This is a genomic window from Kribbella sp. NPDC050241 (assembly GCF_044459685.1).
In the GTDB taxonomy this organism is placed as follows: domain Bacteria; phylum Actinomycetota; class Actinomycetes; order Propionibacteriales; family Kribbellaceae; genus Kribbella.
Genome location: NZ_JBITJE010000004.1, coordinates 612508 through 635175 on the forward strand (window position 1 = coordinate 612508; position 22668 = coordinate 635175).

Annotated in this window: 23 protein-coding genes; 10 read left to right on the plus strand and 13 right to left on the minus strand. The window is 68.5% G+C overall.

Annotated elements, in window-relative coordinates; genetic code table 11:
- Nucleotides 1-17: 17 nt before the first annotated feature.
- Together ACIBG5_RS23060 and ACIBG5_RS23065 are read left to right on the plus strand one after the other, a co-directional pair.
- Nucleotides 18-332: an XdhC family protein gene (locus ACIBG5_RS23060; protein WP_396393523.1), complete on the plus strand. Its 315-nt coding sequence runs from the start codon at nucleotides 18-20 to the stop codon at nucleotides 330-332.
- 5 nt (nucleotides 333-337) lie between these two features.
- Entirely contained in the window at nucleotides 338-1117 is a 780-nt protein-coding gene (locus ACIBG5_RS23065; RefSeq protein ID WP_396393524.1) for an XdhC family protein, read from the plus strand.
- A gap of 2 nt (nucleotides 1118-1119) precedes the next feature.
- On the opposite strand, the gene ACIBG5_RS23070 is transcribed toward ACIBG5_RS23065, so the two are convergent.
- From ACIBG5_RS23070 to ACIBG5_RS23090, 5 genes are all read right to left on the minus strand, one after another.
- Nucleotides 1120-1962 carry an alpha/beta fold hydrolase gene (locus tag ACIBG5_RS23070; protein ID WP_396393525.1) on the minus strand — a complete coding sequence of 281 codons (843 nt, stop codon included), beginning with the start codon at nucleotides 1960-1962 and terminating at the stop codon, nucleotides 1120-1122.
- Nucleotides 1963-2233: 271 nt separating this feature from the next.
- Nucleotides 2234-2698 (minus strand): winged helix-turn-helix transcriptional regulator, encoded by a 465-nt coding sequence (locus ACIBG5_RS23075; RefSeq protein ID WP_396393526.1) that lies wholly within the window; start codon nucleotides 2696-2698, stop codon nucleotides 2234-2236.
- Complete coding sequence (locus tag ACIBG5_RS23080) at nucleotides 2695-4002, minus strand: MFS transporter (protein WP_396393527.1); 1308 nt, start codon at nucleotides 4000-4002, stop codon at nucleotides 2695-2697. The genes ACIBG5_RS23075 and ACIBG5_RS23080 overlap by 4 nt, the downstream gene beginning before the upstream one ends.
- A gap of 56 nt (nucleotides 4003-4058) precedes the next feature.
- A complete protein-coding gene (locus ACIBG5_RS23085) occupies nucleotides 4059-4652 on the minus strand; it encodes a GNAT family N-acetyltransferase (RefSeq protein ID WP_396393528.1) in 594 nt (197 codons plus the stop codon).
- A gap of 19 nt (nucleotides 4653-4671) precedes the next feature.
- On the minus strand, nucleotides 4672-6222 hold the full coding sequence (locus ACIBG5_RS23090) for a mucoidy inhibitor MuiA family protein (RefSeq protein ID WP_396393529.1): 1551 nt from the start codon (nucleotides 6220-6222) through the stop codon (nucleotides 4672-4674).
- Between the two features lie 107 nt (nucleotides 6223-6329).
- Here ACIBG5_RS23090 and ACIBG5_RS23095 point away from each other — a divergent pair, with 107 nt between their 5' ends.
- From ACIBG5_RS23095 to ACIBG5_RS23115, 5 genes are all read left to right on the plus strand, one after another.
- Nucleotides 6330-6857: an ArsR/SmtB family transcription factor gene (locus ACIBG5_RS23095; protein WP_396393530.1), complete on the plus strand. Its 528-nt coding sequence runs from the start codon at nucleotides 6330-6332 to the stop codon at nucleotides 6855-6857.
- The gene (locus ACIBG5_RS23100; protein WP_396393531.1) at nucleotides 6854-8107 is read left to right on the plus strand and encodes an MFS transporter; all 1254 of its coding nucleotides are present in this window, start codon (nucleotides 6854-6856) and stop codon (nucleotides 8105-8107) included. The genes ACIBG5_RS23095 and ACIBG5_RS23100 overlap by 4 nt, the downstream gene beginning before the upstream one ends.
- Nucleotides 8108-8136: 29 nt before the next feature.
- Nucleotides 8137-8436 carry a hypothetical protein gene (locus ACIBG5_RS23105; protein ID WP_396393532.1) on the plus strand — a complete coding sequence of 100 codons (300 nt, stop codon included), beginning with the start codon at nucleotides 8137-8139 and terminating at the stop codon, nucleotides 8434-8436.
- A 94-nt stretch (nucleotides 8437-8530) separates the two neighbouring features.
- On the plus strand, nucleotides 8531-9499 hold the full coding sequence (locus ACIBG5_RS23110; protein WP_396393533.1) for a ring-cleaving dioxygenase: 969 nt from the start codon (nucleotides 8531-8533) through the stop codon (nucleotides 9497-9499).
- Nucleotides 9496-10140, plus strand: a complete 645-nt coding sequence (locus ACIBG5_RS23115) for an alpha/beta hydrolase (protein ID WP_396393534.1) — start codon at nucleotides 9496-9498, stop codon at nucleotides 10138-10140. Before ACIBG5_RS23110 ends, ACIBG5_RS23115 begins: the two co-directional genes overlap by 4 nt.
- Here the strand turns inward: ACIBG5_RS23115 and ACIBG5_RS23120 are convergent.
- The 3 genes from ACIBG5_RS23120 to ACIBG5_RS23130 are packed head-to-tail and all read right to left on the minus strand — an operon-like array spanning nucleotide 10115 to nucleotide 14108.
- On the minus strand, nucleotides 10115-10789 hold the full coding sequence (locus ACIBG5_RS23120; protein WP_396393535.1) for a response regulator: 675 nt from the start codon (nucleotides 10787-10789) through the stop codon (nucleotides 10115-10117). The genes ACIBG5_RS23115 and ACIBG5_RS23120 overlap by 26 nt on opposite strands.
- A complete protein-coding gene (locus ACIBG5_RS23125; protein WP_396393536.1) occupies nucleotides 10786-12822 on the minus strand; it encodes a hypothetical protein in 2037 nt (678 codons plus the stop codon). The genes ACIBG5_RS23120 and ACIBG5_RS23125 overlap by 4 nt, the downstream gene beginning before the upstream one ends.
- Complete coding sequence (locus ACIBG5_RS23130; RefSeq protein WP_396393537.1) at nucleotides 12819-14108, minus strand: sensor histidine kinase; 1290 nt, start codon at nucleotides 14106-14108, stop codon at nucleotides 12819-12821. Before ACIBG5_RS23130 ends, ACIBG5_RS23125 begins: the two co-directional genes overlap by 4 nt.
- Nucleotides 14109-14282: 174 nt before the next feature.
- Between ACIBG5_RS23130 and ACIBG5_RS23135 the strand changes: the two genes are divergently transcribed.
- Nucleotides 14283-15137, plus strand: a complete 855-nt coding sequence (locus ACIBG5_RS23135; RefSeq protein WP_396393538.1) for a CPBP family intramembrane glutamic endopeptidase — start codon at nucleotides 14283-14285, stop codon at nucleotides 15135-15137.
- 95 nt (nucleotides 15138-15232) lie between these two features.
- On the opposite strand, the gene ACIBG5_RS23140 is transcribed toward ACIBG5_RS23135, so the two are convergent.
- On the minus strand, nucleotides 15233-15454 hold the full coding sequence (locus ACIBG5_RS23140) for a hypothetical protein (protein ID WP_396393539.1): 222 nt from the start codon (nucleotides 15452-15454) through the stop codon (nucleotides 15233-15235).
- Nucleotides 15455-15577: 123 nt separating this feature from the next.
- Complete coding sequence (locus ACIBG5_RS23145) at nucleotides 15578-16570, minus strand: calcium-binding protein (RefSeq protein ID WP_396393540.1); 993 nt, start codon at nucleotides 16568-16570, stop codon at nucleotides 15578-15580.
- 304 nt (nucleotides 16571-16874) lie between these two features.
- On the opposite strand from ACIBG5_RS23145, the gene ACIBG5_RS23150 reads away from it, so the two are divergent.
- The gene (locus tag ACIBG5_RS23150; protein WP_396393541.1) at nucleotides 16875-17705 is read left to right on the plus strand and encodes a serine/threonine-protein kinase; all 831 of its coding nucleotides are present in this window, start codon (nucleotides 16875-16877) and stop codon (nucleotides 17703-17705) included.
- Nucleotides 17706-17752: 47 nt separating this feature from the next.
- The gene (locus tag ACIBG5_RS23155) at nucleotides 17753-18628 is read left to right on the plus strand and encodes a hypothetical protein (protein WP_396393542.1); all 876 of its coding nucleotides are present in this window, start codon (nucleotides 17753-17755) and stop codon (nucleotides 18626-18628) included.
- A 7-nt stretch (nucleotides 18629-18635) separates the two neighbouring features.
- On the opposite strand, the gene ACIBG5_RS23160 is transcribed toward ACIBG5_RS23155, so the two are convergent.
- The 3 genes from ACIBG5_RS23160 to ligA all read right to left on the minus strand — a co-directional run bounded on the left by ACIBG5_RS23160 (nucleotide 18636) and on the right by ligA (nucleotide 22661).
- Nucleotides 18636-20234 carry a DHA2 family efflux MFS transporter permease subunit gene (locus tag ACIBG5_RS23160; protein ID WP_396393543.1) on the minus strand — a complete coding sequence of 533 codons (1599 nt, stop codon included), beginning with the start codon at nucleotides 20232-20234 and terminating at the stop codon, nucleotides 18636-18638.
- 112 nt (nucleotides 20235-20346) lie between these two features.
- Complete coding sequence (locus ACIBG5_RS23165; RefSeq protein WP_396393544.1) at nucleotides 20347-20598, minus strand: hypothetical protein; 252 nt, start codon at nucleotides 20596-20598, stop codon at nucleotides 20347-20349.
- A gap of 65 nt (nucleotides 20599-20663) precedes the next feature.
- Entirely contained in the window at nucleotides 20664-22661 is a 1998-nt protein-coding gene (gene ligA, locus ACIBG5_RS23170) for an NAD-dependent DNA ligase LigA (RefSeq protein WP_396393545.1), read from the minus strand.
- Between the last annotated feature and the right edge of the window lie 7 nt (nucleotides 22662-22668).

The following is a 22668-nucleotide window of genomic DNA, read 5'->3' on the forward strand; positions in this document are numbered from 1 at the left end:
CGGAAGGGAGGCGGTGAATGCGGGATCTGCTCGACGACATCGACCGGTGGCGAGCCGACGGTCGAGCCGTCGTACTCGCCCGGGTCGTGGACCTGGAGGGTTCCGGGCCGCGCGGTCCGGGCGCCGCGATGGCCGTCAACGATCGGCTGGAGGTGACCGGCTCGGTGTCTGGTGGCTGCGTGGAGGGTGCATTGGTCACCGCCGCCGAGGAGGTGTTCAAGACCGGTGAGCGGTCCGTGCACACCTTCGGGTACTCCGACGGCGAGGCGTTCGCCGTGGGCCTGACCTGTGGCGGCACGATCCATGTGTTCGTCGAGCCGCTCGACTGGTGACGGGCGTGTACGCCGAACTCGCCGAGGCGCTGCGGACACGGCGGCCCGTCGTCCTCGTCACCGTGGTCGACGGCCCGGCGACCGGTGCCAAGCTGCTGATCACGGCGGAGGGGGAGCGGACCGGAAGCCTGGGCGACGCGGCGCTGGACGACCGGGTGGAGAGGGACGCACTGGGTGCGTTGGCCGCGGGGCTGACCGGCGTACGGCACTTCGGCCGGCACGGCGAGCCGGAGCGGACCGACCTGACTGTCTTCATCGAATCGTTCACGGCGCCGCGGCGGATGATCATCTTCGGCGCCGTCGACTTCGCGGCCGCGCTGACACAGGCAGCCAAGCTGCTCAAGTACGCCGTGACCGTCTGCGATGCACGTCCGATCTTCGCCACCCGGGCCCGATTCCCGCAGGCCGACGAGGTGATCGTCGACTGGCCCCAGCGACTGCTCATCCGGATCGGTGCGAGCCTGACGCCACGCGACGCGGTGTGTGTCCTCACGCACGATGCGAAGTTCGACGTACCCGCGATCGTCGCGGCGCTGGGCACCGAGGTCGGCTACCTGGGTGTCATGGGTAGCCGCAACACCCACAGCGATCGGCTGGTACGCCTTCGCTCCGCAGGCGTCCCCGAGGCGGCGCTGGCCCGCCTGCACGCCCCGATCGGCCTCGACATCGGCGCGCTGACCCCCGAGGAAACCGCCGTCTCCATCTGCGCCGAAATCATCGCCGAACGCGCCGGCCTGGAAGTCGTCCGCCCTTTGCGACAGGTGAAGACACCGATCCACCACTGATCTCAGATGGGATCGGGGCGTCCGTGGATCACGCGCACACCGGCAGGCAGTCGTGTGTCGCGGGCGAGCAGCGCGCCGTCCAGCCAGGCCTCGATCACCTCCGCCAGTTCCTCGGGGTGGTTGAAGTTCACCGCGTGCGCCGCCCCTTCGACGAGCACGACCGCCAGGTGCTGGGAAGCGAGCCGGCCCACCTCGTGGACGCGGGACGGAGGAGGCATCAGCGGGTCCCGGCCACCGAGGACGGCCAACGTCGGGACGGGGGTGTGCAGCAACCGCTCCAGGGACGGGTACAGGGTCAGCTCGTGGAACAGGCGCAGACCGTTGACCGGTCCGAACCTCAGGTAGTCCGGCAGCGCGATCGGCGCCATCCTTGGGCTCTCGCGCATCACGTCCAGCGCCAGTTGGCGGAGCGCGCGGGGAAGCGGCCGGTTCTGAATGCCCCCAGCGGGGGAGACGAGCACAAGTCGGTGGACGCGCTCAGGTGCCTCGTGCGCCACCTCGAGGCCGATCGGACAGCCCATCGAGTTCCCGACCAGCACTGCCCGTTCGATGTTCAGCGCGTCGAGGATCGCCAGCAGCGCGCCGGCGAGCGCGGGAACGTCCAGCACCTGGTCGCGTCTCTCGCTGCGGCCGTAGCCCGGCAGGTCGGGCACCACGTTGACCCATCGGCCGGCCAGGAGGCGGGCCGTGGGCATGAGATAAGAACCGGAGATTGCGAAGCCGTGGATGTGTACGACGGGCACGCCACTCCCGCCGACGCTGCGCCGGTAGTACACCGACCTGCCATCGACCTGCACCTGCTCGGCTACCCAACCGTGGTCGGCACCCATGGCGAATTTTCTCACACCCCCAGACCGGGGTCAGAGCTGTCGGCGCATGAGGACATACGCGTCGCCGATCAGCTTCTACTGCAGGCCTGCCGCCGGTTAGAAGGGCAGCGTCCGGCCTGACGGCGTGCGGAGGTCGAGCTGCTGCGTGTCCCTGCGAGGTCGTACCGGCCTCCGGCGGATCCGAATCTGGCGCATGGCTAGCTCCTCTCAATTGATCAGAGCAACATTCACGCCCAAAAGTTCACATCTGCGCCGGAAGTTCCCAGATCGACACCTGGGCGGGCTGTCAGCGCCAGTTGGTTCGGTCGGCGGGGCCTTTGGGGACTGGTTCGAAGGTGACGTCTTCAGTTGGTACGGCGTTGCCGTTCGGGTCGGTGAAGGCAACGTTCACCAGGTCGCTGGAACGTTGGTCCCGGCGTAGGACGGTGGGGCCGGCCTTGCGGGGGACGTGGGCGTCGCCCCATTGCTGGAGGGAGGCGAGGACCAGCTTGAGGTCCTCGCCGGCCGGGGTCAGGTGATAGGACGAACGGGTCCGCTCGCCGTCGGCGCGGTATTCGTGCTTCTCCAGCAGGCCGGACTCGACCATCGCGGCCAACCGGTTCGCGAGGATGTTCGGGGCGATGCCGAGGTAGTCGCGGAAGTCGGCGAACCGAGTCGTACCGAGGTGCGCCTCGCGCAGGATGAGGAAGGTCCAGCGATCGCTGACCAGGTCGAGCGTCCGTGCGATCGAGCAGTTCGGCTGGGTAGTCATCGGGCCTCCTTCGCCGGACCGCGGCTGCGCGCCGCCAGCAGGCCGGCGGCCAGGATCACCAGCAATGCCAGCGTACCGATGACGGTCACTCCGAGCAGTAGCGCCGTACTCAACCCCGAGGCGGTCGCCACGAGCCCGAGGGTCAGCGCGATCGCCCCTTGCAGGAGGTAGGCGACCAGGTAGACGGCCGCGACGGTGCCGCCACGGTGGTGGGTGGGCGCGTGGGTGGCGATCAGCCCGAGTCCACCGGAGAAGAGCAGCCCGTACGCTGTACCTCCGACGACCGTTGTGGCGACGAAGAACGGCAGGGAGTGCTCGGTCGACGCCAGCTCGAGCAGACCGAGATCGACAAGAGTGAGAACGGCGCCGACCGGCACCAGCCGGCTAGCCGGGAACCGGCGGCCGGCGATCGCCGTTACGCCCGTCGCGGCGGAGAAGATCGCCAGCAGCAGGCCGATGACGAAGATGTTGCCGGTGCCAACCAGATCACGGATGATCTCGGCACCGAGCGCCAGGAACACCGAGCCGAACGCGTAGGCCGCGGTGACTGCGAGGGCCGCCGCCAGGTACAGCACTCGGATGCCTTTGGCAACGATGATAGGGCGCGGCCGCCAGCGGGCCTGGTTCTCGTCCTTGATGTGCCGAGGCATCCGCCAGACCGCGACGAACACCATCGCGATCACTGCGAGCAGCACCCAGAAGTCCAGGTGCAGGGGTGCCGGCGCGTACTCGATCAGCCCGCCGCCGACGGTCGTCGCCAGGGCCAGTCCGAGCGCAGTCGCTGCCGTCGTGATGGACGAGGCCCGGCTCGCCTTGCCGCGGGCGCTCAACTCGACCGCGGCAGCGGTGGCTGGAGTCAGCGCCAGACCCACACCGGCCCCCATCAAGGCGCGGCCGGCGTACACCCAGCCGACCGACGGGGCGACGGCGAAGAGGAGTACGCCGAACAGCAACGCGCCGACGCCGTACAGCATCGTCTCCCGGCGGCCGATGTAGTCAGAGACTTGGCCGAAGATCAGCAGGAACGCGACGAGTACGACCGGATACACGGCGAAGATCGCGGTGGTCGCGGTGGGAGTGAGGTGCCAGGTCGAGGCGTAGAGCGGGTACGTCGTGGTCGGCGCGGCGCTCGTCCACAGGCTGATGGCCGCGACCGCTGCCGCGACCCAGAAGCTGGCTCGGCGGCTGAGGGTACGGCGGGTTGGCGCGGAGGTGGTCGCGGGAAGATCGACGGCGGTCATGCAGACGTCCTTCGGCAGGTAGCTGAGTTGCGCATCGAAACCCAGAACACCTGAGTTGCTCACAACAATCCAGCTCCCGGTTATGACCTCTGTCACATCCGCACGGCGGGGTCCTCCGATCAGGCTGGGGGGACTGTGCGGGTGACGACCCAGCGATGGGGGGAGATCGGTCGGGTGCGCGTGAATCCTTGGTTCTCGAACGCGGCCATCGGCCCGGTATGCAGGAAGGATCCCGACACCTTCCGGTCGTCGGTCTCCTCGGGGTAGCCCTCGACGGTGCCGCCGCCGAGGCGGGCGATCTCGGCCAGCGCCCCGCCGAGCGCCGCGTCGGCGACTCCGCGACCACGTAGACCCTTGCCGGTGAAGAAGCAGGTGATGCGCCATTCCGGCAGGGTCGTCAGGCCCTTCTCGTACAGCCGTCGGCTCTTGACCTCCGGCAACTCGTCGGGGGAGCCGAACTGACACCAGCCGAGGCACTGGTCATCGGCGAACACCAGCGCCGCGTGGGTGCGGCCCTCGCGAACGCGCTGCTCCTTCTCGTCGCGATTCTGCGCCGCGGTCCGATCCTTGCCCAGCTTGGCGTGGAAGCCCACACACCAGCAGCCGCCCCAGACGCCGTTGTTCGCCTCGACCAGCCGCGCAAACGCCGGCCAGGTATCCACGTCCAAGGGCCGAACCGACAGCTCAACATCCGCCACCTTCGACTTGCCCACGAGTCCTCCGATCCACTGACTATTCGCGCCATCCGGTGAGTTCGACCGACTTCCCGGTGTCGACCCGGAAGCCGAGCTTGATCTTGGTTTCCTGGCCGGCGGCCAGGTCGAGCTTCCACGTGATGACGCCGAGGTCCGTGGTCTCGGCCGGCTCCGGTTCGGTGGTGGTCGGTTTGACGGTGATCTCGTGGTCGCGCGCTACCGGCAACTGGTCGAGCACCGTGACGCGGGCGGCGCGTGGCGTGTGGTTCTCGATCCGGGTTTCGTATTCGACCTCGCGCCGGCGCGTCGATCCCAGCGTCGCCTTGGTCGCAGTACGGCGTACCAGCTTCCGCTCGACGCGGATCCGGTCGTCCAGGCCAAGTGCAAGCTCGACATCCTCGCCGGGGGCCCACATCGGCAGCGCGGCCGAGGCCACGAAGTCCGCCTCGTGGAAGACGGCGGCCTTCCCGGCGGGCAGCGTGTGCGTGGACGAGTTCACGACCGTGGCCCGCAGATGGACGTCGGCTGACCGGACGGGCGTCGTGATGTAGTCCAACTCGGCCCCGAGGCCGATCGAGGCGATGGTCGCGCGGTGGGAGGCGCCGTCTGCGGGTACGGCGACCGGCCGGGGCGGGGTGTACGCCGCGGCAGTCACGCCCTGCTCGACGGCCGCCTGCTGCTCGACGAAGGCAGGCGCCTCGGCTGACTGGAGCTGCTCGGTGAACGAGGCCCGAGTGGGCACACGACTCGCAGCGACGGCGGTCGGTACCGGCGGGTGGAAGCGATCGAGGTACCAGGGGTCGAGCTCAGGCACCTTCACGGCACTCGCCGGCCGGGCCGTCGACAGCGTGAGGTCGCACTCGGGCCAGTCCTCGCCGGTGTGCTGGGTGATCAGGCCGTACCAGCTCAGCGTGATCTGATCGCCCACGAGCCGGATGTCGTAGGCGCTGGTCCAGCCGGCGAGCGGCACGACGTACGACAGCTCGATCTCCACCTCGGCCGCGGCGTCCAGGGCCAGTGCGACGGCAGCGGAGCGGCGGTCGGGAGTGCGTTGCTGTGCGACCGCGTCAAGCCGTCGGTCGGCGGCGGCGACGCGTTCCTCGGCTTCGCGCCGCTGCGTGGCGAGCTGCCTGCGCGTCGTCCGTACGGCGGTCAGCCGCGCGGCGAGCGACTCGGTGAACCCGCCCACCTCGGCGACTGTCCCGCCGGAAGCGAGCGTCTTCGCGAAGCTGCCGCCGGCTCGACGCGCCAGCTGTGCCAGGAACGTGTCGAGCTGGGCCTGGACGTCATCGGCGTCGCTCAATTCCGAAACGTCGCTCTGAGCCTCGCGGCGTTGCCGCTCCAGCTCGGCCACAGCCTCGTCCGGCGCCTGCGGATGGTGGCGCATCGCCAGATCGACGCCGAGCACGGTGGCCGCTCCGCGGCCGGAGACCCTCACCGAATCCTCCTGCAACGCGAGCGGCAGCGGCTCGACGTACACCGTCTGATCGCCCGCCGGCACACCGATCTTGCCGCGCCGAGTGACCCGAGCCCGGTCCGGATAGACAGAGACGGCAGTGATCGGAGCATGCACCACGAGTTCGACCATGACCCGACAGTAGCCGCCCGCTGCGACAGTGAAGACTGCCCAATAAGTGTTTGACGGTTCGGTGGGTCCTGAGGCATTGTGCTCCCCAAGGGTTGTTGGGGAGTGAGATGACTGAGGACGATGTCAAGGAGCTGCGCGCGGTGGCTCATCCGGTCCGGCTGCGGATTCTGTCGTTGCTGACCGGTACGGCGATGAGTGCTGCCGAGGTGGCCCGGGAGCTTGACCTGACGCATGCGAACGCGTCGTACCATCTGCGGATCCTGCTCGAGTCGGGCACGATCGTGGAGGCGGGGGAGGAGCGGATCCGCGGTGGGGTCGCGAAGCGGTACCGCTATCCCCACGAGGACCCAGGAGAGCCTCGGTCTCCGATCACCACGGAGAGCCGGATCGCCCAGGTGCGCGCGCTGGGTCGCGAGTTGGAGCGACGGATGAGCCAGCGCAAGCCGAAGTCGCCGAACCATCTCAGCGACCTCGACGGATGGGTGCCGCCTGAGGTCTGGGCGCGGGTGCGCGAACTGCTGATGGAGGCGTCCGGATTGATGCACGACAATAACCAGCCACCGCGGACACCGGGCACGGTGCATGTCAGCGCCACGTCCTGGACGTTCCAGATGACCAAGAAGCCGCGGTCATGAAGGAAGGCTCGGCGCTCGCCCCGCTGCGCGAGCGGAACTTCCGGTATTACTGGCTGTCCCGGCTCATCGACAGAGCCGGGACGACGATGGCCGGCGTCGCGCTTGCGTTCGCGGTGCTCGAGGTCAGCGATTCGCCGACGGCTCTCGGCACGGTCCTGGCCGCCTACAGCATCCCGATGGTCGTCTTCCTGCTGGCCGGCGGCGTACTGGCGGACCGATTCGGCCGGACCTTGGTGATTCAGCTGAGCAACGTCCTGTCCGGGCTCAGCCAGTTGGCAACGGCCGCATTGGTGATCACCGGCACCGCCGAGGTCTGGCAGTTGGCGGCGCTCGCCGCGCTCAACGGCACCGCCACGGCAGCGGGGATGCCGGCCTTGGCAGGCGTGATGCCTCAGCTCGTCCCGCGCGATCAACTCAAGCCGGCGAACCTCGTACTCGCGGTGCCCGAGAACGCACTGATGGTGCTCGGCCCGGCCGTGAGTGGGGTGCTCGTAGCCGTCGTCGGACCCGGATGGGCGCTGGCCGTGGACGGCGCGACGTACCTGCTCGCGATGCTTGTCCTCACGCAGGTCCGCATCCCTCGCCCGGCCGACGGGCAGCAGCGCGGGGGCGCCATCGCCGACCTGCGCGAGGGGTGGACGTACTTCCGCAGTACCACCTGGCTCTGGGTCGTCGTCGCCTCGTTCTCCTTGCTCAACGCGATCAGCAGCGGCGGGTTCAATACCCTCGGCCCGGTGCTCGCCACCGAAACCGATATCGGCGAGGCCGGCTGGGGGCTGATCCGGTCGGCCCAGGCGGTCGGCTTCCTGGTGTGCTCGCTGGTCCTGATCCGCATCTCCTTCCGCAGGCCACTGCTGTGGGGAATGGCCGCGGTGGCTCTGAACGGGATCCCGATGCTGGTCCTCGGCCTGCAGCCCGTGCTGGTGGCCGCGATGATCGGCGCCTTCCTGGCCGGCCTCGGCAGCCAGGTCTTCGGTCTGGGCTGGGACCTCGCCATGCAGGAGCACGTGCCGGACGAGATGCTCTCGCGCGCCTATTCCTACGACATGCTCGGCTCGTTCGTGGCGATCCCGGTCGGCCAGTTGCTGTTCGGTCCGATCGGGCTGGCCTTCGGCGTCCAGCGCGTCATGGTGATCGCCGGCGTGGCGTACATCGTGGTCGCCCTGGCGACACTGGCGTCACGGTCGGTGCGCGACCTGCCACGAGCGACGGCGGCCGTGAGTGCAACGTCACGTCCGCAAGATAGTTAGTGCACTAACCATTCGCGTACACTTGAGCCATGGCGACCAGGCGCACCAGGAGCCGCAGAGCTCCGATGAACATCGAGACGGTCCAGCGATGGGTCGTCTCGGCCATCCTCTTCCACGTCGGCAGCGTTCCCGCCGTCACGCTCGCCGTCTACAGCATCGGCGTGGCGGACACCGACTACGGCAAGGGCGTCGGCCTGTGGATCATGTCCGGCGTCATCGGCCTCCTCACCGCGGCCGGCATCCTGGCGATCTTCCGGCGCTCGCTGCTGTCGCTGTGGCTCATCGTCGGCCTCCTCCCGACTGCTGTCACCGGCTTCTACGTGCTGTGAACCGTCGGCCCGTAGTGGTGAGCGACATCCAGTCGTAGTGTCGAGGAGGGGCGGTCGACGCCGTCCCGGGTCTGCGGACTGGGAGGGCACAGCAATGGTTGACTCGGTCGCACCGCACGGGCTGCACCACGTGACCGCGATCGCGGAGGATCCACAGCGCAACGTCGATTTCTACACGACGGTGCTGGGCCTCCGCCTGGTCAAGCGGACCGTCAACTTCGACGCCCCGGACACCTATCACCTGTACTACGGCGACTCCTCGGGCCGGCCGTCGACGCTCCTGACGTTCTTCCCGTGGCCGGGAGCGCCGTACGGCAGGCAGGGCACCGGTCTCACCACGGCGACCGCGTTCAGCGTGCCGCCGGAGTCGCTCGGCTGGTGGCAGCAGCGGCTGCAGAGCCTCGGCGTCGACGCGGACGCGCCGGTCGCCCGCTCCGACGAGGAGGTACTGCGGCTCCGTGATCCCGACGGCCTCGTGATCGAGTTGGTCGCCTCCGACGGTGACACCCGGTCCGGCTGGGACGGCGTCGCTGCGATCCCGTTCGACAACGCCGTTCGCGGCCTCTTCTCGGTCACCATGACGGAGCAGTTGCTCGACCCGACCGCCGAGATGCTCGCGGGCATGCTGGGGATGCGGCATGGTCAGGACTCCGCCGACGGCGCCCGGTTCGTGATGTCCGGGGGAGCCGCGGGTACGGCGGTCGACGTACAGCCGAGCACGTCCTCGCGCGGTGTGCAGGCGGCCGGAACGGTTCACCACATCGCGTTCCGCGCGCCTGATGGCGAGACCCAGGCGAAGTGGCGCCTCGAGCTGATCGAGGCCGGCGTACAGGTCACCGAGATCCTCGACCGGCAGTACTTCACCTCGATCTACTTCCGTGAACCGGGCGGCGTCCTGCTGGAGATCGCGACCGACCAGCCGGGCTTCACCGTCGACGAACCGCTGCTGGAACTCGGTCAGCATCTGAAGCTCCCGCCCTGGCTCGAACCGAACCGCGAGCAGATCCAGGCCTCGTTGCCATCGCTGCGCGTACCGCCGGCCCCGGACGAGGTCGACCGATGAGCGAGGACCCGCTCCAGCGGCCGCACGTCTGGCAACCGGGTACGTCCGCGCCGCCGCTGCTGTTGCTGCACGGCACCGGCGGAGACGAGTACGACCTGCTCGTACTGCGGCAGTACCTTGCGCCCGACGCACCCGTGCTGTCGCCGCGGGGAACGGTGTCGGAGGAGGGGATGGCTCGGTTCTTCCGCAGGCACCGGGAAGGCGTCTTCGACGAGGACGATCTGCGACTGCGCGCCGACGAGTTGGCTGCTTTCCTCACGGCTGCCGAGCAGAAGTACGACGTACCCGCCGGGTCCTGGGTTGCGGTCGGCTTCTCCAACGGGGCCAACATGGCATCCGCGCTCCTCCTACGTCATCCCGAGTCCCTTGCCGGCGCGGTACTGCTGGCCGCGATGGTCCCGTTCGCCGCCGACGAGCCTGCGGACGACGCCCTCGCAGGCAAGCGAGTCCTCATCGTCAACGGCGACACCGACCCCATGGCCACCGCCGAACAAACCACCCGGCTGACCGCCCAGCTCCGCCGCCGATCGGCCGACGTGGACCTCCTGCCCTTCGCCGGCGGCCACACCATCGACCCGGCCCAACTGCCCCGCATCAAACAGTTCGTCGACACCTTCACCCCGAGGCCCGACTCGCCTTGAGGAAGGCGAGCACCGCCAGAACGCGGCGGTTCGTCTCGCTTTCCTCGGCCAGACCGAGCTTCTGGAAGACCGATCCGATGTGCTTGCCGACCGCACGGTCGCTCAGGTACAGCACGTTGGCGATGGCGGCGTTGCTGCGTCCCGTCGCCATCTGCTGCAGCACCGAACGCTCCCGATCGGTCAGGCCGAGCAGGGGCGTACCCGCATCGGTCAACTTGCGGGAGATCAGCTCCTCGATCACCAAGGGGTCGAGAGCCGAGCCGCCTCGGGCGACCTCCTGGAGCGCGCGAACCAACTCGTCGACCTGAGCGACCCGCTCCTTGAGCAGATAGCCGAGTCCGGCCACACCGTCCTGCAGCAACTCCAGGGCGTACTCGTCCTCGATGTACTGCGACAGCACGACGACGCCGATCTCCGGGAAGTCCGCGCGGATCCGCTTCGCGGCGTGGATGCCTTCGACAGTGTGGGTCGGTGGCATCCTGATGTCGGTCAGTACTGCGTCGGGCCGATGCTCGGCGACCGCCTGCAGCAGCGACTCGCCGTCGATGGCCAGACCGACCAGGTCGATGTCATCCGCACCGGCGAGCAGCGCGGACACGCCTTCTCGCATGAGGTAGTTGTCATCGGCGAAGACGACCCGCAAGGTCATGTCGGCTGCTCTCTGCCCACAACGGGGATGCTCGCTCGCAGGATGACCGCCGACCCCGAGGAATCGACGACCGCGGTTCCACCGCAGGCCAGCACCCGGTCGACCTCGGGCTGATCCCACTGAGAGGCGCGGCCGTCGGTGGCGGTGATGGTGAGCGTGAGCTCGCGTCGCTCCAGCCGTAACTCGAGCAGCGCCGAGCCGCCGAGCCCCCGAAGCGTTTCCACAGCACAGAAATACGCCGCCGCCTCGATGTGAGAGTCGAATCGCGCTCGCTCGGCGGTCGGCGAGATGCTCACGAGGACCCGCCCGCCGGCGTGCGCGGCGTACAGGCTCAGGGCTGCAGCCAGCCCCCTCCTGGTCAGCGTCGCCGGATAGACGCCGCGGGCAACGTCTCGCAGCGCCGCCAGCGCCCGGCTCGTCGCGTTCGTTGCCTCATCCAACGAGCTGCCGACTGAGGCCGGGTCGGTCTCCGCCCTCGCCAGCTGACTACGGATGCGTTCGAGATGGGGGAGTACCTCGACAGTGACCGCTCGGGTCAGCCGTTGACGTTGGGATTCCTGTGCAGCCAGGAGCCGCCGCCAGGAGGCGTCGAGCTCCTCAGCCTGCACGCCGGTCTGATCCACCCTGGCCTGTAACTGGGCCGCGAGTTGAGCGTTGCGCAGTCCCAGGCCTGCTTGGGTGGCGAGGTCGGTCAGCAGGGTGCGATCTGCCCTCGACAGTTGCCGACCGGCCGGCATACTCACACTGATCTCGCCGAGTTGCCGTGCGTTGTGCCAGACCGGCTCCGAATACGCGATCCGCGACAGGCCTGCTGGGCCGGGCCATTGCGCGACGATGTCGTCGGTCCCGGCCACCGCCAGGCGTACCGCGGTGTGCTCGGCGCCGACGCTGCGTCCGGCCACCTCGGCCACGCCCGGCATGATCTGATCCAGTGACACCGCCCGGGACAGGTGGCGGCAGAGATCGGCCAGAGCCTGGTACGGCGCGGCGCGACGTCCGTACGCCACGCGGTTGCCGACGCGCTGCATCCCGCTCCGCAGAGGCTGGAAGACCAACGCCACGAGGGCGGTTGCGATCACCGATACCAGGTACTGTTCCGAGACCTGGCCACCGATCACTGCGCCGAGCAACGCGACGGCCGAGACATAGGCGGCGGTCACGAAGATCAGGGCCACGGCCGCGACCACCGCACGGTTGATGACCAGATCGATGTCGTAGAGCCGGTACTTCAGGATCGCGAGGCCCGCGGCGACCGGCACGCTGGCGTAGGCGACGAAGAGCGGTACGACGCTCCACACCTGCGCGTCGTCGGGACCAAGGCTGATGACCTGGGCGAGGACGAAACCGGCCACGAGCGCGAACGCCGCAGTGGTGAGCCATCGCAACTGCTGCCGCTGTTCACCACGGGCGCGGCGCAGCCGCAGTACGAGCGCCACTACGGCGAGGAGGAGCAACGCGACGTTCACGATTGCGGCCACGGCGCCGATGGCGGTCACGAGCGGGTTCAGTTCGACGGACGAGGTGATGGTGTCGATCGGGACCAGCAGGACCGTGCTGAGGATCGCCACCACCTGCGGGACCGGAAGCGCCCACAACACAGCTCGCCAAGCCTTGCTCGGAAGGGATCCGTCGGGGAACAACAGGAAGACAGCTGCCAGCACCGACAGCGCCCAGCTGGCACCGAGCGCGGAGGACAGCACGGTGGCGACCTGGCCCGTGAACTGCGATCCGAGCTCGCCGTCCTCCAGGACGCGGAAGGCATAGGCCTGACAGACGAGCCCGATACCGGTGCCGAGTTGCCCGACGAGGAACAGCCAGCCGATCGGGTTGCGGGGGAGTCGCGTGGCGATCAAGGCGCCGACGAACGCACCCAGCACGCAGCCGATGGTGATCATCGGGAACGCGTTGAGGCCTGCGTCCGCGTGGATCAGTCCGCTGGATCCGGACAGGACCAGGACGCCGTGGGCGACCCCGAGCGCCGCGGTCGTGGCGAACATCGACCAGGCGAGACGGGTCGTTGCCGAAGGCATCATGGCGCTCGGCTCACAACAGCGAGCGGAACCTCGGCGCGTACCGTCGTACCTGCGCGCGGGACCGAGCTGATGGTGAATACTCCGCCGACCGCATGGATGCGTTCAGCCATATGGGTCAGGCCGCCGTCGTTGTCCGGCGCCGTGGCGAAGCCCTTCCCGTCGTCGCGAATGCAGGCGCTGACGGCACGGTTGTCGCCGTACAGCTCGATCACCACTCCGTGGGCGGCAGCGTGTTTGGCCGCGTTCTGGAGTGCCTCCAGGCAGCAGTAGTACAGCGCGTGTTCCACCTCGGTCGGGTACCGCCCGAGCCCTGCGCTCACGAGCTCGACCGGGACGGGACTGGTCTCGACTGCCGCGCGGAGAGCCGCCGTCAACCCGGTCTCCGCGAGCAGCCGGGGCCGCCCGCCGATGACATCGAGCAGATCGGTCACCGCCTGCTCGACCGAGACGTCCAAGGTGTGGAGGTGCTCGCGTGCCTGGTCAGGACGCAGTCCGACGAGGGTGCGGGCCAGGCCGAGGTTGACCGCGAGCGACACCAGTTGTTGCTGCGCGCCGTCGTGCAGGTCCCGCTCGAGCCGCCGGCGTTCGACGTCCTCCGATTCGGCCACCCGGCGTCTGGATTCGCGCAGCAGGTCCGCGCGGGCCGAGACGTCGCGCAGCCGGTCCTGCAGTGCGGCAGTCAACCCGAGGTTGCGAACGACCAGACCTGCTTGCGCCGTCAGGCTGTCGAGCAGTTCGATGTCCACCGGTGTCAGCGGCTCATCGGCGCGTTCCTCGACGACCAGCAGACCGAGCAGGTCGCCGCTGTGCCGTACGGCTCGCAGGTGCCGACCAGGCACAGGGTCCGTGAGATCCGGCGGCACTGTGGGTGCGTCGTTGTCGGCAGGATGGGCTGCGGCGAGCTGGATCCGGCCACCTGCCAGCAGCCAGATCTCCACGGTCGAGGCGTTCAGCGCCGTACCGAGAACCTGCGCCATGCGTGCCGGAGTCTGGCTGTCCGCCGTGAAGTGAGCGAGCACTTCGTACGGCGCTGAGCGATGGGTCAGCTCGTTCGCCCAACCGCGCAGGGTCCGGCGTACGGGCTCGAATCCCACACCGACGATGATCGTGGCCAGCACCGACAACGCGGGGCTGGGCGAGTGTGAGCGGCCGACGAACCTCCCCACGAGAACCACGACCACGAGGTAGACCCCGCCGACGAACACCATCAGTCCCGCCAGTACCAGCAGGTCCCCCCACAAGTGCCGTCGGGTCGGCCGCCGCCCAGGCGGCCACCACCCGCTCACTTCCTCAGTCTGCGGGTGGTGCTGTGCTGAGGGAAGGGGTGGCTGGCCTCACCTCCTGGGGGAGGGCTAGGTCCCGGGGTCGGTGCCGAAACCCTCCGGGGCTGTGCAAGCAGCACTCTGGGCCACGGACGCGTCGAGCGGTGTCCTGGGAGAAGCCTCACCTTAGGAGCCCTGATGTCGACCACGACCCGGCGCGAACCGCTGTCCAACTCTTCGACCCTGCTACGACGCCACCCGGTGGGGCTGTTCCTGGCGCTCACCTACGCACTGTCCTGGGCCTTCTGGGCACCACTGGTCATCCTCCAGGACAGCATGCCCAAGGGACTGGGGGCCATCCTGATCCTGTTGGGAACCGTGGTGCCTTCGACATTGGCTGTGGTGTTCGTGGCCAAGCTGCACGGCAGGCCTGGTGTGCGGAGGTTGTTCGGCCGGTTGCTCAAGGGACGCGTCGGAGTTCGCTGGTACGTCGCTGTGATCGGCTTGTCGCTGCTTGCACCCATCGCGCTCGGCCTGACCATCCTGCTGGGCGGTAGCCGCCCGGCGCTCGACACCACCGTCGTCGCAGTACTCATCGGCTTCGTGTTCTCGATCTTCCCTGGGAGCGCGGTCGGTGAGGAACTCGGCTGGCGTGGCTTCGTCCTGCCCAGGCTCCAGAGCCGCCAGAGCGCCCTGCGTGCGAGCCTCCTGATCGGCGTGGTGTGGGGGCCCTGGCACCTCCCGCTGTGGCTGACCGGGCAGGAGTCTCATCCGATCAGCCTGTTCGCCGCCTTCGTCGTGTCCGTGATCTGCATGTCCGTGCTGTGCACGTGGATGTACAACGGCACCGGTGGAAGCCTGCTGATCGTCGTACTGTTCCACGCCACGGCCAACCTGCCGGTGACGATCATGATCGCGCCGCTCGGCAAGGACATGGCGCCGTCGTTCCTGACCTTCGTCGGCCTGATGGTCGTCGCGACCACGGTCGTAGTCATCGCGACGGGTGCCGCGCAGCTGTCCCGCACCCGGCAGAAGCAGGTCGAGCTGCCATGACCGGGCTCGGCGTCCGCCCCCGGCGGGAACCGTCGGTCTTCTCGCCCTCGCTGCAGCTAGCTATCGTTGGACGCGCCAACGGCAGGAGGCCGAGGTCACACAGCACTCTGTCCGCTGACTCGTGGTGGCGGTTGGGTTCGCTGGACGGATGCCTTGAGGTCGGCCAGTTGGACGCAGGCGGCGGTGATGGCGTCTTGCAGGGTGGGCCATTGGTCGACGCACCAGTAGGGGTCGTCGGGCTGGCGGTCGTGGTCGTCGTCGATGTCGGCGCACCAGCCGCCGGTGAAGGCCTGGTGGATGTGGATTCTGAGGTTCATGGTGGTGACTCCATGCGGGCTTCATCGGGATTCCGCCATCGTTCGTAGCGATCCGGGCGTCGGATGGTCGTGTCGTTGCGGGGCGGCCGGCGTCCGCCGTACGGCGGACGCCGGGTCGTGCGATCAGAGGATGCTGAGCCCGATGGTGCCGGGCGCGAGCCGCCGGGTGTTCACGTCGTCACGGCCGGCCAGCGTGTCGATCGTCAAGTGGTCCGTCGGTTCCGCGTCCTTCAGCCGTACGTCGGCCTTCAGTCCGGACACCCGCACGTCCCCGCCGGAGCCGGACACCCGGATGTGGTCCCTTCCGGCAGTGCCCGTGACGGTCACAGCGTCGACTGCCGAGTCGCCGCCGCTCGCGTTGAGCTGCGCACCGAGGTCGACATCGACGTTCTTGACATCGGTACCGCGCAGATCGCCGACGGTGACCGTGTCGGCGCCACCGAGCGCGTTCAGCGAGACCCGCTCGACGTTGTCGGTGTCCATCACGATGTTGCCCACGTCCCGGGTGAACCGCAGTCGCGGACCGTTGGCGGCGGCAACGAACTTCTCCGCCGCGGCCGCACCGTTGAACACCATGGTGTCCTGGTCGCGGCCGCCCTGGATCACGTCGCTGCCGTCTCCCGGATCCCAGGTGAACGAATCGCGGCCACTGCCGAGCAGTGCTGTGTCGGTGCCTCGGTTGCCGTCGACCGTGTCGTTGCCGGCGCCGGTGCGGAACAGTTCGTTGCCGCTGCCCCCGAAGGCGGAGTCGTTGCCGTCGCCGGTGTCGATGATCGTGAACGGCTGTACCTCGGCGCCGTAGTCGATCCGTACGACGTCGTTGCCGCCCCGGCTGCTGACGAGGATCTGGGTGAAGTCGCTGCGGTTGACCGTGCGCTTCGTCGTACCAGGACCGAAGTCGACCTCGAGAACCGACGTGTTGGTTGCCGGCACGCTCAGCGTGATGTTGTCCGCGTGGTTCGTTCCGGTGACGATCAGCTGGCCGGTGTCGATGACGACGCCACTCGACGGAGTCGCGGATGCCGTGCCTGCCAGGCTCACGGCGATGCCGGTGCTGATGGCCGCGGCGGCTGCGGCGCTCAGACCTCGCCGGAGACGCCTTGTCACACTACTCATGATCTTGTCCCTCCCAATGGGTACGGCGGTCTCGAGTCGACGCGCCGTGCTGTCTATGGGGGGCTACACGCGTGCCGTGGCCGGTCGGTTCAAACGAAGTCCGGCGTATTTCCGGGCATCCGTCGAGTTGGTTGCCGGAGGCATCCAATGCCACTCAGGGTGTGGTGAGTGGAGATCCGGGGTTCGACCCGGGGTCATCCACAGTGTGCCGCGCACGTTTGACGAGGACGATCAAAGCAGCATCGAACCGATATGGCTCGGCGTCCGTATAGGGAGCACGGAAGACCGGCAGAGGGAGGCGATCATGACAACAGTTGCGGTGGAGTCAGCACCGACGGTCGTCGGCTCGGATCGCCTCGTGACTGGTCGATACCGCCTGATGACGTTGCTCGGCCGCGGCGGTATGGGCAGGGTCTGGCTGGCCGATGACGAGTTGCTCGGCCGGCGCGTCGCGATCAAGCAGGTGGTGCTTCCCGGCCACCAGTCCGAGCAGGTTCGCGCCAGTGCGCTGGCCGAGGCGCGTGCGGTGGCACGAGTGGAGCACCACAGTGTGGTCAAGGTGTACGACGTCATCGAGGACGCCGGCGATCACTGGATCGTCATGGAACCGCTGTCAGGGCGAACCATGGCCGACGCGCTGGCATCGGACGGGCCGCTACCGGTTGCCGACGTACGGCGGATCGCGCTGCACCTGGTCGACGCACTAGGGGCCGTCCATCAGGCCGGTCTGGTGCACTCCGACGTCAAGCCGGCGAACGTCCAGCTGTGTGACGACGGACGGGTTGTCCTGATGGACTTCGGCATCGCAACTGCGGTCGACGACGAGCAGACGCTGTCGAGCGAGGCCATGGCCGGCAGCCCGGCGTACATGTCACCGGAGCGAGCCCGCGGCGACGCGGTCGGCCCGGCATCCGACCTGTTCTCGCTGGGCGCGACGCTGTTCGCGGCAGTCGAGGGGAAATCCCCCTTCGGTGCCGGCGACCCGTTCAGCACGCTGATAGCGGTCGTCGAAGCCCGGCCGGCCGCCTTCGTGAACGCCGGCCCGCTGCGGCCGATCATCGAAGCCCTACTGGCCAAAGACCCCACCGATCGCCTGACTGTCGCGCAAACCACCACCGCTCTGCACACCAGCTGAAGTCCTGCGCTGGTGCGGCGCGATGGTGTGGGTGCGATCCTGAGCCGGTGACAGCTGGGATGACTGCCGGTGCGTGGGCCGATCAGCAGGTGGCCGCAGTTCGTGACGATCCGTCCGGCCGGCTTGCGCTGATGCAGCGGTGTTACTACGGCCCTTTCGGCAAGGCGCCTCGTCATCTTCCGTATCGTCGTGCGGCGATGTCCGCGATGCAGTGGGAGCTGCAGCGAGGCGTACTGCAGCCGTTGTTCGGTGACCGTCCTGGCAGTCCGTGGTGGCGGGCGGTGAATGAGCGCGTACTGCGGGACGGTTGTGAAGCTGTGGCCCTGAGCGGAGATCTGTCCGGGGCCGCCTCGTCACGGACGGTTGACTACTGGCTGTCGTTCGCGCAGTACCCGACCGCTCGGGCTTGGTGGCGCGCGCACAACGGAAGCATCGTGGCCGGCTACCTCGAGCATCGCGAGTTGGCGGAGGCGGAGACTGCCGCCGAGCGCTTCTTCATGAACGTCGTACTGTGCCGAGTGCTGTACACGCACACGCTCGTTGCGGCCCCTCGGATCGCACTCGGCTGGCTGCGTCCGCTCGCCCCGCTGCTGGGCGATCCGAGGCTCGGCATGGCCGGGATCTTTCTTCAGTTGTCGCGCGTCCTGCCGGACGAGTATCCGCTTCGCGACAGTGTGCAGTCCTATCTCAAGGGCGAGCTCGGGCTCGGCCGGTGGCTGGACTTCGGCGTGATCCTGCCGCGGCTGCAGCAGATCTACGAGTGGTCGGCGTACGAACTCGCGGCTCCGGGACTGCTGGACTGCATCGAAGCCGGCGCCCTGACCTACGCCTGGTCAGCAGTCGACCGAAGTGTCTGGCAGGCCCCGGAGTCGTCGATTCTCCGTCTGACCCAGCGCCTGCTGCCGCCCGAACGTCGTCGCTAGCCCGCGGTCAGTCGACCACCGCGGGAGGCGCGCCTTCGTCGACAGGGCGGGAGGCCGCGCGTTTGCGGGGAAGCATCAGTGCCGGTATCAAGGTCAGGGTCACCAGCACCCAGGCGACCCAGAAGGTGTTGGCGAAGGCCTCGGCGGCCTCGACCAGTCCGCGGACGATGGCGGCGGGGTCGATGTGGAGCGGGATCAGGCTCTTCGGCTGGGTATTGAAGAGGATGGCGGCCTGGGTCTCCTTGAGTCCTGCGCCCATCCCGGGGACGTTCTGCGTACCGGGGATGATCGGCGAGTCGTTGAGCTGGTTGGTGAGGATGACCGACATCGTCGCGACCCCGCAGGACGAGGCGATCTGCTGGGTGATGTTGAGCAGGGTCGAGCCGCGCGCGACCTGGGGACCGCGCAGCGTCCGCAGCGCGGTGGTGAACAGCGGCATCATCGTGCCGCCCATCCCGAAGCCCATCACGACCAGCATGACGATGATCAAGGGGTACGGCGTCGTCGCCGTGAGCTGGGTCAGTCCGAACATGCCGATGACGATCAGCCCGAGACCGACGGGCACGATCCGGCCGACCGGGATCTTGTCCACCAGCCGCCCGGCGATCGGCATCGTCACCATGGCACCGAGTCCCTGCGGTGCTACCAGGAGACCCGCATGCAGCGTGGACTCGCCGCGAATCTCCTGGAAGTACGTCGGCACCAGGAGCAGCCCGCCGAAGAACGCCGCGGCGAACAGGAACATCGTGATGATCGAGATGGTGAGGTTGCGGTCGCGGAACAGCCGCAGGTCCAGCAGCGGGTGCTCCGGCCGGAAGGAGTGCCAGACGAAGGCCGCCATCAACAGCACGCCGACCAGGATCGAGACCCACACCCGGGGCGCGGTGAAGTCACCGCCCTCGGCGGGCAGCGAGGAGATACCGAAGAGGAACAGGGCGAGCCCCGGCGACATCAGGGCCACTCCGAGGACGTCGAGCGACTCGGACGGCTCAGCGTGGTCCTTGGCCAGGGCGAACCAGGCGTAGACCAGCGCGATCGCGCCGAGCGGGACGTTGATGAGGAAGATCCAGTGCCAGCTCGCCACCTGGATCAGCCAGCCGCCCAGGATCGGTCCCAGGATCGGTCCGAGCAGCATGGGTACGCCGAGGATGGCCATCAGCCGGCCCATCCGGTGCGGTCCCGCGGCCTGGGTCATGATCGTCATGCCGAGTGGCATCAGCATGCCGCCGCCCAGTCCCTGCAGGACGCGGAAGGCGATGAGCATGTCGATGCTCGTGGCCGTGGCACACAGCGCGGATCCGGCGGTGAAGAGGAAGATCGCGGCCATGTAGAGCCGCTTGGTGCCGAACCGGTTGGCCGCCCATCCGGTCAGCGGGATCACGGTCGCGAGCGCGAGCGTGTACGCCGTGACCGTCCAGGCCACGTGCGCGTACGTGACCGGATCCTCGGGTGTGCCGAACTCGAGCTGGAAGGTCGGCAGTGCGACGTTGACCACCGTGATGTCGAGGATCGACATGATGGCGCCCAGCACCACGACGCCGGCGATCTTCAGAACAGCGGCATCAATGTGGTCCGGGTAGTCGGACTGGGTCGCTGGCTGGCTCAACGTGATCCCCCCTGGGCACAAGGTCTGCTTGCCGCGAGCCTACGCGCGAACCCAGGCCGGACACGAGCAAATTCCTGATCACGTCGGACGATCTCCGAGCGTCAGGCGGCGACTACGGACAGTCGTAGGACACGGTCAGGCGGCTGTCTGAGCGGCGTACTCGGACTGCGGTCAGAACACGCCAGCTCGCCAGCGAGCGCTCCTGCGCGGCATTCAGCAGGCTCAGCACATCGGCCAGTACGCCGCCGCCCGGACGCAGGAGGGTCCGCACCGCGACGGCCACGACGTGCAGCGCCATGATCGCCGCACAGATCGGCCACAGCACCCGACCGACCGCAGACCGGGCATCCTCCCGGGCGACCACCGGAGCAATATGCGCGCCAAACCTTAGGCGAGCATGAGAGTCCTCTCACCTACATCCTGCTGGGGTCAGCGGTTGAGGAGGTCGGCGGCCTGGAGTTGTTGCCAGATCTCGGATTGGTCGACGACGGTGACGCCGAGTTTTTCGGCCTTGGTGAGTTTTGCGGCGCCGACGTCGGCGCCGGTGATGAGGAAGTCGGTGCTGGCCGAGACCGAGGAGGCGATGGTGGCGCCGGCCTTCTCGCAGAGTCGCTGGAAGGCCGGGCGTGCGACCTTCTCGCCGGAGCGGGGGTCGCTGATCGAGCCGGTGACGACCACCGTCTTTCCGGCCAGCGGTGCGCCGGCCGCGACGACCGGTGGGAGGTCCTCGTCGCGTACGTCGAGCGAGACGCCGGCCGCGCGAAGCCGTTCGAGCTCAGGCCGTAGCCGGGTGAGGTGTTCGATCAGAGAGGCGGCGACCTTCGGACCGATGTCGTCGACGGCGACGAGCCCGTCGACGCCCGCGTCGGCAACCTCTTCCAGGGAAGCGAAGCCCGCGCGGCACAGCCTGGCCGCGGTGCCTTCGGAGGCCATCGGGATCGCGAGGCCGATCATGGCCCGGCGGAGGCCGACCTGGCGGCTTGTGTCGATCGACTCGATCATGCGAGCAGCCGAGATGTCCCCGATGCGATCGAACTCCAGCAGCCTTTCAGCGGTCAGTTGGTAGAAGTCCGAGGGGTGTTCGAGGATCCCGGCCTCGGCCAGTCGTTCGATCCAGACCCCGCCGATGGCGTCGATGTCGGCGGCCGCCCGGGATGCCCAGTGGATCAGCCGCCGTACGGTCTGGGCTGGGCAGGAGACGTTGGTGCAGAACAGCTCGCGGCTGTTGCCCTGCTCGATCAGGGGCTGCTCGCACGACGGGCACACGGCAGGCGGCACGATGTCCCGCTCCGCGCCCGTGCGCTTGGACGCGTCGAGTACGCCGGCCACGAACGGGATCACGTCGCCGGCACGGCGTACCAGGACCGTGTCACCGATCTTGATGCCGCGTGCGCGGATCACTTCCTGGTTGGCCAGCGTCGCGCGCGTGACCGTCGTACCGCCGACGAAGACGGGCTCCAGCCAGGCGACCGGCGCGATCTTGCCGGTCTTGCCGACGTCCCAGACCACGTCGGCCAGCACGGTGGTCTTCTCCTCGGCGGCGAACTTGTACGCCAGAGCGCCGCGTGGCGAGCTGGAACGGGTGCCGGCCGCGGCGAAGGCGTCCCGATCCGCCAACCGCAGTACGGCGCCGTCCAGGTCGTAGTCCAGTTCGTTGCGTTGTTGCTCGATCGTCGCGATCACCGCCTGCGCCGCCGCGGCGTCGTCGCAGTGGCGCATGTCGGCGACGGTGAATCCCATCGTCTGCAGCGCGCGCTCGAGATCGGCGTCGGCGGAGTCGCGGTCGCTGAGCAGGTCGAAGGCCAGGAACTGCAGCCGTCGTTCGGCGACGGTGGCCGGATCCTTGGCGCGGAGCGTGCCGGCGGCGGCGCCTCGTGGGTTGATCAGAGGCTTGTCGGGGTGGGCGGCGTTGTAGGCGGCGAAGGTGGAGCGCAACATGACCGCCTCGCCGCGGACCTCGGTGCGGTCCTGGACGTCGAGCCGGTCCGGGACTCCGTCCGCGAGTGCCCGCACGAGCGGGGTCACGTCGTCGCCGGTCGTCCCGTCGCCGCGGGTGATCGCTCGTGCCAGGCGCCCGTTCTCGTAGACGAGGGCGAGTGACAGGCCGTCCAGCTTCGGCATGACCACCACCGACTGGCCGGGGAAGCGACTGAAGAAGCCCTCGACCTGTTCGGGCCGGGTCGCCTTCTCCAGGGACAGCATCGGCCGCGAGTGCCGGATCGGCGCGTGCAGGACCGCGGGCGCACCCACCTGGTCCAACGGGTTGGGGTCGGGCGCCAGCTCCGGATTGGCGTCGATCAGTGTCCGCAGCTCGTCCTCGATCGCGTCGTACTCCGCGTCGGCCACCGACGGCGAACCGCGGTAGTAGGCGTCCCGCAGTACGACGATCTGATCGGCAAGTTCCTGAATGCGCTCCCCAACGTCCACGGGCAGG

What these genes read in the sequence shown, in the direction of transcription:
- ACIBG5_RS23060 (WP_396393523.1), top strand. Translation starts at nt 18, where the DNA reads ATGCGGGATCTGCTCGACGACATCGACCGGTGGCGAGCCGACGGTCGA.
- ACIBG5_RS23075 (WP_396393526.1), bottom strand. Translation starts at nt 2,698, where the DNA reads ATGACTACCCAGCCGAACTGCTCGATCGCACGGACGCTCGACCTGGTC.
- ACIBG5_RS23090 (WP_396393529.1), bottom strand. Translation starts at nt 6,222, where the DNA reads ATGGTCGAACTCGTGGTGCATGCTCCGATCACTGCCGTCTCTGTCTAT.
- ACIBG5_RS23095 (WP_396393530.1), top strand. Translation starts at nt 6,330, where the DNA reads ATGACTGAGGACGATGTCAAGGAGCTGCGCGCGGTGGCTCATCCGGTC.
- ACIBG5_RS23100 (WP_396393531.1), top strand. Translation starts at nt 6,854, where the DNA reads ATGAAGGAAGGCTCGGCGCTCGCCCCGCTGCGCGAGCGGAACTTCCGG.
- ACIBG5_RS23105 (WP_396393532.1), top strand. Translation starts at nt 8,137, where the DNA reads ATGGCGACCAGGCGCACCAGGAGCCGCAGAGCTCCGATGAACATCGAG.
- ACIBG5_RS23110 (WP_396393533.1), top strand. Translation starts at nt 8,531, where the DNA reads ATGGTTGACTCGGTCGCACCGCACGGGCTGCACCACGTGACCGCGATC.
- ACIBG5_RS23115 (WP_396393534.1), top strand. Translation starts at nt 9,496, where the DNA reads ATGAGCGAGGACCCGCTCCAGCGGCCGCACGTCTGGCAACCGGGTACG.
- ACIBG5_RS23120 (WP_396393535.1), bottom strand. Translation starts at nt 10,789, where the DNA reads ATGACCTTGCGGGTCGTCTTCGCCGATGACAACTACCTCATGCGAGAA.
- ACIBG5_RS23125 (WP_396393536.1), bottom strand. Translation starts at nt 12,822, where the DNA reads ATGATGCCTTCGGCAACGACCCGTCTCGCCTGGTCGATGTTCGCCACG.
- ACIBG5_RS23135 (WP_396393538.1), top strand. Translation starts at nt 14,283, where the DNA reads ATGTCGACCACGACCCGGCGCGAACCGCTGTCCAACTCTTCGACCCTG.
- ACIBG5_RS23140 (WP_396393539.1), bottom strand. Translation starts at nt 15,454, where the DNA reads ATGAACCTCAGAATCCACATCCACCAGGCCTTCACCGGCGGCTGGTGC.
- ACIBG5_RS23145 (WP_396393540.1), bottom strand. Translation starts at nt 16,570, where the DNA reads ATGAGTAGTGTGACAAGGCGTCTCCGGCGAGGTCTGAGCGCCGCAGCC.
- ACIBG5_RS23150 (WP_396393541.1), top strand. Translation starts at nt 16,875, where the DNA reads ATGACAACAGTTGCGGTGGAGTCAGCACCGACGGTCGTCGGCTCGGAT.